9 protein-coding genes and 2 tRNA genes are annotated in these 11,948 nt (G+C 60.2%); 6 read left to right on the top strand and 5 right to left on the bottom strand.

All coding sequences use genetic code 11. The features are described 5' to 3' along the window. The 3 genes from atpA to HK20_RS00230 all read right to left on the bottom strand — a co-directional run bounded on the left by atpA (position 1) and on the right by HK20_RS00230 (position 2,538). Complete coding sequence (atpA, locus tag HK20_RS00240; protein ID WP_086645101.1) at positions 1-1,536, bottom strand: F0F1 ATP synthase subunit alpha; 1,536 nt, start codon at positions 1,534-1,536, stop codon at positions 1-3. Next, complete coding sequence (gene atpH / locus HK20_RS00235) at positions 1,536-2,153, bottom strand: ATP synthase F1 subunit delta (RefSeq protein WP_179290170.1); 618 nt, start codon at positions 2,151-2,153, stop codon at positions 1,536-1,538. The genes atpA and atpH overlap by 1 nt, the downstream gene beginning before the upstream one ends. A gap of 311 nt (positions 2,154-2,464) precedes the next feature. Continuing rightward, positions 2,465-2,538 (bottom strand) — tRNA-Gly (locus HK20_RS00230). A 225-nt stretch (positions 2,539-2,763) separates the two neighbouring features. On the opposite strand from HK20_RS00230, the gene HK20_RS00225 reads away from it, so the two are divergent. From HK20_RS00225 to HK20_RS00210, 4 genes are all read left to right on the top strand, one after another. Continuing rightward, positions 2,764-2,840 (top strand) — tRNA-Trp (locus tag HK20_RS00225). A gap of 132 nt (positions 2,841-2,972) precedes the next feature. Continuing rightward, positions 2,973-3,167, top strand: coding sequence for a preprotein translocase subunit SecE (gene secE, locus HK20_RS00220; RefSeq protein WP_059024606.1), 195 nt, complete (start codon positions 2,973-2,975; stop codon positions 3,165-3,167). A gap of 9 nt (positions 3,168-3,176) precedes the next feature. Then, positions 3,177-3,707 carry a transcription termination/antitermination protein NusG gene (gene nusG, locus HK20_RS00215; protein ID WP_086645100.1) on the top strand — a complete coding sequence of 177 codons (531 nt, stop codon included), beginning with the start codon at positions 3,177-3,179 and terminating at the stop codon, positions 3,705-3,707. A gap of 189 nt (positions 3,708-3,896) precedes the next feature. Further along, a complete protein-coding gene (locus tag HK20_RS00210; RefSeq protein ID WP_086645099.1) occupies positions 3,897-5,525 on the top strand; it encodes an NAD-dependent malic enzyme in 1,629 nt (542 codons plus the stop codon). 76 nt (positions 5,526-5,601) lie between these two features. On the opposite strand, the gene HK20_RS00205 is transcribed toward HK20_RS00210, so the two are convergent. Next, positions 5,602-7,563, bottom strand: a complete 1,962-nt coding sequence (locus HK20_RS00205; RefSeq protein ID WP_369822988.1) for an alpha/beta hydrolase family protein — start codon at positions 7,561-7,563, stop codon at positions 5,602-5,604. Between the two features lie 265 nt (positions 7,564-7,828). On the opposite strand from HK20_RS00205, the gene HK20_RS00200 reads away from it, so the two are divergent. Next, on the top strand, positions 7,829-8,413 hold the full coding sequence (locus HK20_RS00200) for a DedA family protein (RefSeq protein WP_086645156.1): 585 nt from the start codon (positions 7,829-7,831) through the stop codon (positions 8,411-8,413). After that, positions 8,410-9,360: an SDR family oxidoreductase gene (locus HK20_RS00195; RefSeq protein ID WP_086645097.1), complete on the top strand. Its 951-nt coding sequence runs from the start codon at positions 8,410-8,412 to the stop codon at positions 9,358-9,360. Before HK20_RS00200 ends, HK20_RS00195 begins: the two co-directional genes overlap by 4 nt. 12 nt (positions 9,361-9,372) lie before the next feature. Here HK20_RS00195 and HK20_RS00190 read toward each other — a convergent pair whose 3' ends face one another. Then, the gene (locus HK20_RS00190; RefSeq protein WP_086645096.1) at positions 9,373-11,724 is read right to left on the bottom strand and encodes a helicase-related protein; all 2,352 of its coding nucleotides are present in this window, start codon (positions 11,722-11,724) and stop codon (positions 9,373-9,375) included. Between the last annotated feature and the right edge of the window lie 224 nt (positions 11,725-11,948).

The following is an 11,948-nucleotide window of genomic DNA, read 5'->3' as shown; positions in this document are numbered from 1 at the left end:
TCAGCCGGCGAAGTTGCGGTTGAAGGCGGTCAGATATTCGGTCAGCCGCGCTTCAAGGTCCTTGGAAATGGCCTTATCCTTGCTCAGCGTGTCCAGAATGTCCTTGCCTGCGCTCCGCACATCGCTCAGCACTGCACGTTCCCAGGCCACAACCTTGCTGGCTGCAATGCCATCGAGGAAGCCACGGGTACCAGCAAACAGCAGAACAACCTGTTCTTCAACCGAAAGCGGCGAAGCCTGCGGCTGCTTCAGCAGTTCCACCAGACGGGCACCACGGGCAAGCATCTTCTGCGTTGCCGGGTCCAGATCGGATGCGAACTGGGAGAAGGCTGCCATTTCACGGTACTGGGCAAGCTCAAGCTTGATCTTGCCTGCGACCTGCTTCATGGCCTTGATCTGTGCCGCAGACCCAACGCGGGAGACGGAGCCACCCACGTTAACGGCAGGGCGGATACCCTTGTAGAACAGATCGGTCTCAAGGAAGATCTGGCCGTCCGTAATGGAGATCACGTTGGTCGGGATGTAAGCTGCAACGTCACCGGCCTGCGTTTCAATAACGGGCAGAGCCGTCAGAGAACCTGCGCCATTGGCGTCGGACATTTTAGCAGCCCGTTCCAGCAGACGGGAATGCAGGTAGAACACGTCACCCGGATAAGCTTCACGGCCCGGCGGACGACGCAGCAGCAGGGACATCTGGCGATAAGCCACAGCCTGCTTGGTCAGATCATCATAGCAGATCAGGGCGTGCATGCCGTTGTCGCGGAAGTATTCGCCCATAGCGCACGCAGCGTAGGGTGCGAGATACTGCAGCGGAGCCGGGTCAGATGCGGTAGCGGCCACGACGATAGAATACTTCATCGCGCCTTTTTCTTCCAGCAGACGCACAAGCTGTGCAACTGTGGAGCGCTTCTGGCCGACAGCAACGTAAATGCAGTAGAGGGACTTCTTGTCGTCGCCCTGCTCATTCACGCCCTTCTGGGCCAGAATGGTGTCGGTCAGGATGGTGGTTTTACCGGTCTGACGGTCACCAATCACCAGTTCACGCTGGCCACGGCCAATCGGCACCAGAGCGTCAATCGCCTTGATCCCGGTCTGCATGGGTTCGCTCACGGACTGGCGCGGCATGATGCCGGGAGCCTTGACTTCCGCACGACGCAGTTCAACGTCAACCAGCGGGCCCTTGTCGTCGATCGGGTTACCCAGACCGTCTACAACGCGGCCCAGCAGGCCCTTACCAACCGGCACACTGACAACCATACCTGAACGGGTGACACTGTCCCCTTCACGGATATTGGTGTCATCACCGAAAATAACGATACCGACGTTGTCGCTTTCCAGGTTCAGGGCCATGCCCTTCTGGCCAGCGGACGGAAAGTCCACCAGTTCACCCGACATGACATTCTGCAGGCCAAATACGCGGGCAATACCATCCCCAACGGACAGGACTGTGCCGGTTTCGACCACATCAGATTCCTTGTCGAACGAGGCAATCTGCTGCTTGAGGATATCCGAAATCTCTGCGGGACGGATTTCCATCACGCGGCTCCCTTCATGGCGTAATGCAAACGAAACAGGCGGGTTTTGAGGCTGGCATCATACAGCTTTGCCCCGACGCGGACGACAAGACCGCCGAGCAGGGCGCTGTCAACACGCTCGCGAATATTGATGCGGGAATAACCGGCTTCGGCCAAACGAACCTGAAGCTGGGCCCGCTGTTCGGCCGTAAGCGGCACAGCACTGCTGACCTCGGCCACAACCTCGCCACGGCGGGCCACGGCCAGAGCATCCAGCGATGCAAGAATGCGGCGCAGAACCGGCAGACGACGGTTATCAGCCACGACGCCCACAAAATTACGAAGAATCTGACCGAATCCCTGAGCCTCAAGCACAGCCAGAACGGCCTTGCGAGACACCAGGATATCCAGACGCCTGTCTTCCAGAACAGTGCGCAGGGGCGCACTTTCATCAATCAGGCGCGCAAGTGCGCCACCTTCATCAAGCACGGTGTCCAGCTGCTGCTGTTCGGCAGCCAGATCATAAAGCGCAATCGCGTAACGGCCTTCAAGACCGTTGGCCGCAAAAGCTACTGCTTGTGCTGTCGTTACGCCCGAGGCCACCACTCTTTGGTTCTTTCCTTCTGTGCGCGCCGGCATTCCACACTGACAACGATGCAACCCAGACCATCAGGCGATGAATCCAGATTTTGATGCACCTGTTGGCGCGGCCTCTAGCATGACCACAACAGGCACGCAACTAGCTGAACAACCCTATTTTATTCAACCCGCCGCTGGCAGCGCATTCTGGCCGACCAAAATACCAGACCAAAAGCCCTTAAACGCCGGAGCAGCGCACCCTATTAGGTGATAAAACCCCACGCCCGGAACGGCCAGTGGAAGCCAGACGCAATCCGCTACGTTCACGAAACGGTGAGGTAACAGGCATTCAGACTTTTTGGGAGAAACCTTGGAGCGGACAGAGGGAATCGAACCCTCCTCGGTAGCTTGGAAGGCTACTGCATTACCACTATGCTATGCCCGCACTCCGAAGTGTTGGTTTTTATAATCCATCCCCCACACGCGCCGCAAGCCCCCACCAGTTTTTTTACGCCCACGCTCCCCGCGCACGACAATAATCTGCAACAGGCACTTGACTTTAGAGCCACAACATATTTTGTTCCGCCTCCTGTGATGCCCGCAAGATTGTGGCTGGTCAGACGAACGGGTTTCCGTTATAGGTCTTTTCCAGCCGTGGCGGACACGCTGCAGGGGTGTAGCTCAATTGGCTAGAGTGCCGGTCTCCAAAACCGGAGGTTGTGGGTTCGAGACCCTCCACCCCTGCCAGATTTTCTCGTGGTGTACGGAAGGTTCCGCTTTTCACCTGTAAAATGCGGCTTTATCGTACAATCTGAGTGGTGTTGATTTAAGACTGCCCCCTTGGCAACCGAGCGGGGCGGAACAAGGAGAGTGTGCTTCGTGTCGTTCAGTCCCGGTAAGTTCCTGCATGATGTGCGTACCGAGGCGGAACGGGTCACATGGCCCACCCGCCGCGCAACATTTGTCACCACCGGCGCCGTACTGGCCATGGCAGGTATGGCATCCATCTTCTTCTTCGTCGTTGACCAGCTGATCGGTCTCGGCGTGCGTCAACTTTTCGGGCTGGGAGGCTGAGGAAACGGCATGGCCAAGCGTTGGTATGTGGTCCACGTCTATTCGGGCTTCGAAAAGAAAATCGCGCAGCACATCCGCGAAGATGCGGCCCAGAAGGGACTGAGCGACCATATTGACGAGATTCTTGTCCCGTCCGAGGAAGTGATTGAAGTCCGCCGTGGCCAGAAGGTGAACGCGGAACGCAAGTTCTTCCCCGGTTACGTGCTGATCAAGATGGAAATGACCGATGAGTCATGGCATCTGGTCAAGGACACACCCAAGGTTACGGGTTTTCTGGGCACCAAAAACCGCCCTACACCCATTTCCGCGGCGGAAGCCGAACGGATTATCCGCCAGACAGAGGAAGGTGTGCAGCATCCCCGCTCCGCCGTTACCTTTGAAGTGGGCGAACAGATTCGTGTGGCTGATGGCCCCTTCACCTCCTTCAATGGTGTTATTGAAGAAGTGGATGAAGAAAAAGGCCGCCTGAAAGTTAGCGTTTCGATCTTTGGCCGTTCCACACCGGTGGATCTGGAGTTCAATCAGGTCGAAAAGCTGTAATTTTTCAGCCCATAGATACGATATTAAAAAAGGCGGCCTCCGGGCCGCCTTTTTTATTGCTGATTCGCACCGTCCATCTGCCTTGCAAACACAACAAACCCATTCCGGCGTTTGGAACACTCGGGCATGTTCCGGGTTGTACCCTTGTCTGTTAGCCTGACGTGGTTTTTGTTTTGCCAAGGAGTTACCATGCCTTCAGCCCTGACTCTTAGAGGAACAGCCCTTCTTAACAATGCCCTGCTGAACAAGGGCACGGCATTTACAGAAGCAGAGCGGCGGGAATACGGGCTGGAAGGACTCCTGCCCACACAGGTGGAAACACTGGACCGGCAGGTAGAGCGAATCCACAGGCACCTCGAAGCCAAACCCAGCAATCTGGAACGCTACATCTATCTGAGCGGCCTGCGTGACCAGAACCAGACCCTGTTCTACCGGGTGCTCATGTCCAACCCCGCACAGTTTGTGCCCATTGTGTATGCGCCTACTCTGGCGGCTGTCTGCCAGCAGTTCAGCCACATCTACCGTCGCCCGCGCGGCATGTACATCAGTCTGGACATGCGCGGCCGAATCCGTGATGTGCTGCGCAACTGGCCTACGGATAACGTACGCTTCCTGTGCGTCACCACTGGGGGGCGAATTCTGGGGCTGGGCGATATTGGCGTGAACGGCATGGGCATTCCCATTGGCAAGCTTGACCTTTACACGGCCTGCGGGGCGGTCCCGCCGGAAGTGCTCCTGCCTGTGCAGCTTGATATTGGCACAACCAACAGCGCCCTGCGGGCAGACCCGCTCTACCTTGGTCTGCGCAGGGAACCCCCTCCGCTGGAGGAACTGGACGGGTTTGTGGAAGAATTTGTAAGCGCGGTTAAGGAGGTCTTCCCCAACTGCTGCCTGCATTTTGAGGACTGGAAGGGCACAGACGCCCTGCATTATCTGGACAAATACCGCAACACCGCCCTGTGCTATAATGATGACATTCAGGGCACTGCGGCCGTTACGCTGGCCGGCCTGATTACCGCGCTCAAAATCAAGAACGAAACACTGGCGCAGCAGCGCTTTTTATTCCTCGGGGCAGGCTCCTCCGGGCTGGGTACCGCGGATATGCTGATTTCCGCCCTGAAGCAGGAAGGCATAAGCGAGCAGGAAGCTATTGAGCGCATAACGCTCATGGATGTGAACGGCCTGCTCGAGACCTCCCGCACGGACCTGAGCCCACAGCAAAAACGCTACGCCAAAGCCATGCCTCCCTCGCGTGATCTGCTGGCCACGATCAAAGCCATCAAGCCCACCGTGCTTATTGGTGTTTCAACCAGCGGAGGAGCCTTTACGCAGGAGGTTGTGGAAACCATGAGCGCGCTGAACGAGCGCCCCATTATTTTCCCGCTCTCCCTGCCCCAAAAAAACGCGGAATGCACGGCCGAGCAGGCATATGAATGGTCACAGGGACAGGCACTTTTTGCCGCCGGTCTGCAGTTCCCCGAAGTGGAAATGAACGGGCGAACCTTCTACCCCGGTCAGGCCAACAATTTTTACATCTTCCCGGCTCTGGGGCTGGCTGTGTACGCCACATGCCCCAAACACATTACGGATGACATGGTCATTGAAACCGCCCGCGCACTGGCGGATCAGGTAGACCCGGCATCACGCGAGCGGGGCCGCCTGTTCCCGCCCCAGAGTGACATTCTGGAGGTATCGGTTACGTCTGCTGCGCGTATTGCCGAATTTATTTTTGATCAGGGCGCCGCAACGGTAGAACGGCCCAAGGATATTCGGGCCTGGATTGAAAGCCTGACGTACAGCCCACGCTACGCAGGCTGATTTTTTACAGACCACAAAAAAACCGGGGCCGTGTTTCTGCCCCGGTTTTTTTTTCGATTCGACTGGGCGTATGGCGTCAGGCGTCCAACGGAGGAGCCGGATCAAACCCGAAAACCCGGCCGTAAAACGCCAGTTCCATGGTCCATGCCTGACGGATGGTTGCCTCCTGACGGAAGCCATGCCCCTCGCCGGGGAATTCATGCAACGTACAGGGAGCACCTGCCGCACGCAGCACCGCTGCCATGGCATGCGCCTGAGAGGGCGGAACAACCTTGTCCTCCGTCCCCTGCAACAGCAGCACCGGCGCCCTTATCCGGCTGGCGACAGAAAGGGGTGAGCGCGCTACATAAACAGACTCCGCTTCCGGCCACGGACCAACCAGACCATCAAGGTAGCGCGCTTCAAACTTATGCGTTTCCTGCGCCAGTGCGCGCAGGTCAGTGACACCATACAGGCTAACACCCGCAGCAAACAGGTCGGATGCCGCCAGCGCCAGCAACACGGTCATTCCCCCCGCACTGGAGCCGCGAATAGCGATTCGCTTGGGGTCAACGCGGCCAGTGGCCACCATATGGCGGCAGGCGGCAATGCAGTCCGCCACATCCACAACACCCCACTGGCCTTGCAGCCGATTGCGCCAGGACCGCCCAAAGCCTGTGGAACCCCCGTAATTGACATCCAGCACGGCAAAACCGCGCGATGTCCACCACTGCACCTTAAAGGAAAAACCATCCTGCGCCCGGGCGGTTGGGCCACCATGCACCAGCACGATCATCGGGGGTTTTTCATCCTGCGGCACACAGGCACGGCTATTGGCAGGGGGATAAAAAAAGGCATGCCCCTGCTGGCCACCGACCCCATCCACCGCAAAACGCACCGATTCGGGGCGGGAAATATCCGCCGCCTGCAAATCCAGCGTGGCAGAACGACGGAGTACCTGCTGCACACCCTGCTCGGCAGAGCCCACCACCACGGCGGGCAGGGCATCCACCGGTGCCTGCACCCATGCAAACCGCCCGTCTGCCAATGCAACAGGGCATTGGTCTGGCTGCCCTGCAAAGCTGTGAGTGTGGCCCTCAGCCGTGCGTACAAAACACTGGCCTTCGCCATCACGCACGCTCAGGGCCATGCACCCGCCATTGGCCAACGGCTGGTAGCTGCTTTGGCCAAACACCCATGCGGGCTGGCCAATCTCCCCCTCTGGCATGGCATACGCCACCAGATGCGGGGCAGGCTGATGCACGACCTCCCATACCCGCCAGAGTTCGGAACGGTCAGAAATCACCAGCAGGTGGCCATCTACCGTCCAGCGCGGCTCCACCAGCGACTCGCCGCCTGCCCCTCCGGCCAGAACCTGCACACCCTCAAGTGCCGCAATGGTGCCATCTGCCCCGCGCACCACACGCCCCATGCACAGGCGCGTGGAGTCCCACGGCATGTTCGGGTGGTCCCACTCAATCCACGCCAGCAACATGCCATCGGGCGAGAGGGTGGGGGACATGTAAAAATCCGCACCATGTTGCAGCACCAGCCCCTCCGGGCCAGCCCCCCCACCAAGGGCGACCAGTGTGCTCTGGGGCTCACCAGCCGTGCGATGGTCCTCACGCACGGCCACAACCGAAGGGCTGGCGGGGTCCAACCGCAGGTCGGCAAAGCGCACGCCTTCCGCCCCGGCCAGAAGGGTGGAGGCTCCACCTCCCCGCCCCAGCAGCCAGACCTGCGCCGTGCGCCTGTCCGCATAGACAATACCGTGGGGGGAGACGGCATAAGCGCCTCCGCCATATTCATGCACACGGGTCCCGACATCCGCCTGCGCAGGCAGCACCTCGGCCACGCCATCGGGCTCCGCCCAGCGCATCAGAACTGTCCGCCCCCCCTCTGCCGGGCGGCGCTCCAGCCAGAACACGGCCTGCCCTGTGCTGCGTACCTCTGAAAAGGTCAGGCTTTTACCAGCCACCAGAGTAGCCGTTACGGGGGAGGGCCAACTACCACAGCGCATGGGCTGGGGCATTTGAGCATGAGCGCTGTTCTGTTCCATCATTCACCCAGTTTATCATGCAAAACGCCCTGAACGGAAAGGCATGTGCCGCTTTGCATTCCATGCTAGGCAGGGCATACGGACCTGCTGTTTTTTCCTGTGGGCTTGACATGACGGGAGCGACTCTGCTCCTCCCCACTCCTGACGATGTTCTCTCTGAATTGGATTGTCTGTCCTGTTACACGCTCTGGAATCCATCTTTTCGCTTGATTACCTGACAACCCTGTTCACCCGGTACGGTTATGGGGTGGTTGGAGTGGTTGTTATGCTGGAAAGCATGGGCCTGCCCCTTCCTGCGGAAAGTCTGCTGATTACCGGGGCCATTTTTTGCGCAACCACCCACAAGCTCCAGATCGAAGGCATTATTGTTGCCGGGGTGACAGGGGCGATCATGGGGGACAATCTGGGCTACCTGCTTGGCCACCGGCTGGGCCTTGGGCTTTTGCGCAAGCACGGTCCACGCTTTGGCTTAACCCCTGAGCGCCTGCTGCTGGGGCGTTATGTTTTTCTCAAGCATGGTGGGCCGGTTATCTTTTTTGGTCGCTTTGTGGCCATCCTGCGGATGTTTGTTGCCATACTGGCCGGAGCGAACCGTATGCCCTGGCATACGTTCCTGTTCTATAACGCGCTTGGCGGCGTGTTCTGGGCTGGAGGATACACAACATGCGCCTACCTGCTGGGAAGCGAGATTGCCAAACTCTCCGGCTGGCTGGCCGTAGGCTTCGGGGCCGCGACTCTGGTGGTTATTGGCGTGCTGTTCGTATTCATCAAGCACAATGAAAAACGTCTGACGGAGGAAGCCATGAAAGCAGCAGAACAGGATGAGCAGCTCAAAGCCCCCCTGCCATGATGGGCCGCAGTCCCTGGCGGGTTAACAGCACACAACCGGAGCTCCATGGGCGCGTAGCCCTTGTAACCGGCGCAAACAGCGGTCTGGGGTTTGAGGCCGCACTCGGCCTTGCCCACCGTGGCGCAAAACTTATTCTACCAGTCCGCAACCCCGAAAAAGGGCAGAATGCTCTGGACCGCCTGCGCGCGGACTGCCCCCGGGCGGATGTGACCCTGCTCCCGCTTAATCTGGCCTCCCTCCGCTCCGTAGCGGAATGTGCGCGGGCTGTTGGCGCGCTGACAGACCGGATTGATATCCAGATCAATAATGCCGGGGTCATGGCCCCGACGCGGCGTATGGAAACCGAGGATGGATTCGAACTCCAGTTCGGTGTGAACCATCTGGGCCATTTTGCCCTGAGCGCGCATCTGCGCCCCCTGCTGGAAGCGGCAGAAGGGGGCGGTGTGCTTGTAACCGTAGCCAGCCTTGCGGCGGGTAAAAACACCATCCACTTCAACGACCTGCAATTCCGCCACAGGTACAGCCCGTTCGGGGCGTACCAGCAGAGCAAGCTGGCCAACCTGCTTTTTGCGCAAGAACTGGCCCGCAAAGCGGGGGAACGGGGCTGGAACATCCACTCCCGCGCAGCACATCCGGGATGGGCGGCTACCTCCATTGTGGCTAACGGGCAGGCATCCACCCTACCCAAGCCGCTGGGGCTGATCGAACAGACCCTTGGCACGGCTATCCTGCGCGTTATGGGCCAGTCCGCCGCCAAAGGGGCCGAACCCCTGCTTTATGCAGCCCTTGCCCCTCAGGCGCGGGATGGGGATTACTATGGCCCGCAGGGAACGGGCGAACGCCGTGGCCCACCCGGCCCGGCCATTGTGCCCCCTACTGCCCGCAAGGCCAGTCTGGCCGCCCGTCTGTGGGATGTTTCGGAACGGCTGACCAACACGGCCTGGTAAAAACCAGGCCGCTTACCCGTGCGTGGAACGGCGCGCACGGCTCTGCTGGCGTAGAACGCGCTCGATCCAGTCATTCAGCTTACGGGTAGTATCCTCCGCCTCTTCCCGGTCCGGGTAGATGGTGGGGAAGCGCAGCGCCAGCCAGCGCCAAGCCACCAGCCGCTTATGCCGTTTTTCGGCCCGCTCCAGTTCCTCACGCCCGGCGCGTTCGGCAGCAGGCAGCGGGCCTGTGCCCGGTGGCAGCACACGGCGGCCAGCAGCATGGTCCGCCGCCCAGCCAACCAGACGCCTGATCCCGTTATCGCGGTCATCCACCGGGCACATGGCGTAGGACCAGCGGGTGGTCAGGTCCAGCCCTTCCACCCCTTCCAGCGCCGAGGCAATGGCAAAGGCCTGCTCCATATCCGACAGGCGGTAATTGGGATCATCCTTGCGCAGAACCGCCCTGTGAATGCGTGAGAGCACGCCATACAGGCTTTGCGAGCCTATTTCGGACGCAACAGCTTTGACAATGTCCGCATCGGGCTGCACGTAGGGGCGCAGGTCATCCGGCAATTCGGCATCGGCATCCAGCTGGCGGCGCACAAAGCTCGGGCTGCCTGCACCAGCCAGCACGGCCACAACACCTGTCTCGTGCTTACCAAAACGGCCCGCACGCCCGCCAATCTGCTTGACCTCCTGTACGGTCAGGTCGCGTGTTTGCCGGCCATCGTATTTTTTGAGCGCGGCAAACACCACCCGTTTGATGGACAGGTTAAGCCCCATGCCAATGGCATCCGTTGCCACCAGAATATCAGCCTGACCGTTGTTAAAGCGCTGCGCCTCCGCCCGGCGTACTTCCGGGCTGAGTGCGCCATACACCACAGCCACACGCTTGCCGTGCTGCATAAGGGCTGCACGCAGGTCCAGCACCTCCCTGCGGGAAAACGCAATCAGCGCATCCCCGGCCCCAAGGTCGGCCAGACGCACAGGCTGGCTGGCGGCCTTGAGCGGGCTTTTACGCTCGAGCGAGATTTCGTCCAGCGGGTCACCACATAGTTCGGCAATCCGGCGGACCATGGGAATACAGTCCGGCGCACCCAGCACATACAGGTGCCGCGCTGGTGCTCCCATAATGGCGGCTGTCCATGCGGCACCACGGTCCGTATCAAACAGCATCTGGGCTTCATCAATGACGGCCACATCAACCGGGCTGTAAAAAGGGCACATTTCCACCGTTGCAGCCAGATGCCGGCTTCCGGGGACTTCAATCCGCTCCTCCCCGGTGGACAGGGAGGCCTCAACCCCACGCGCGGCCAGCGCTTCACGGAACTCATGCGCCAGCAGACGCAGGGGAGCGAGGGCCAGCCCGCTCTCCGCCTGTGCCAGCGCATTAAGGGCTGTGTAGGACTTGCCGCTGTTGGTTGGCCCCGTGACCAGCGTAATCTGGCGGTTGAGGGCACGCGCGGTGCGGAAATGGGCCGCGTATTTGTCCAGCGCCGCCACACGTGCGATCACGGCATTGGCGACCTTGCGCCCCATATCCGGCGCATGTTTGCCCTTGCCCGGACCTGTTGCGGGGCCACGTTCCTCCTTGCGCCACTCGGACAGGTTGCCCCGCAGGGCCACAAGTGCTGCGGGGTCAAACTCCCACCGCTCCCGCCCACCGGGTTCCTGCACCTTACGCGCAACGGGTAGCCGATTCTCGGCAATCCAGCGCAGGGCCTCACGGTGGGAGCAATGGAGGAGTCGCGGCACCTCATTGAACGGCACAAGGCTGCTTTCCCATGCCTTAAGGTGCTCTTCCTCCTGTGCGCGTTTGTTCTGGGCGGTCTGTTCTATCCGGCTGGCGGCCCGCTGGCGCTGTGCCTCTTCCTTGCGCGCGGTCTCCAGAAAGGGGTCGCCTTCGGGCAGGTCAAAGGCAATGGCCACGGCCATAAGCAAAAGGTCGGTCTGGGCGGGGGATGGCACGCGCCCAATATCCACCAGATCCGCCTGAATGGCGGCAAACGCCGCATGGGGCGATGCTCCATACCCACGCAGGCGTGCCAGACTAACCGGAGCCAGAGCGTGCTCAAGCGCCTGATCATCCGCCGCCGGGTCGGTAATCCCGCCGACGGCCTCTTCTATTTCCTCCCGCGTAATCCAGATTCGGCCACTGCGTCGCGTACGGTCCAGCAGGCGGGAAATCCATTTTTTGCGCCGCACCTGGCACAGCGCAGCCCGATAGACCTCAACCGGGACTTCGCGCGCTCCGGGTTCAAGTGCCCGGGCAATGCGGCGCAGAACCTCTGTTTCTTCCTTGGGTTCGGGCTGGAGGCCCGTATGGGCCACGGCACGGGCAAGCGCTTCACGCGCGGGGGAGGCGGGGCTATCTGACGTCATGCCCTACTCTTGCGTCATCCCGGGCGGCGGAACAATGGGCCTTGCCCAATACTTCATGGAAAAATCAAACATTGCGCCCCGGCAATGGGGGGAACGGCGCAATATACGCTTGATATGGCAGCCGCCTTGTGCCCATTGTGCCCGCCACTGGCGGTTTGTGGCTTCCAAGCGAGGCTGTTCCTGCCCTGCTGTGTGAAGCAGGAACACGTCTTGTGACGAATTTG

This window comes from Acetobacter sp. DsW_54, assembly GCF_002153575.1.
GTDB lineage: Bacteria > Pseudomonadota > Alphaproteobacteria > Acetobacterales > Acetobacteraceae > Acetobacter > Acetobacter fabarum.
The sequence above is the reverse complement of the archived record's forward strand: the minus strand, read 5'-3'. Positions and strand labels throughout refer to the sequence as shown.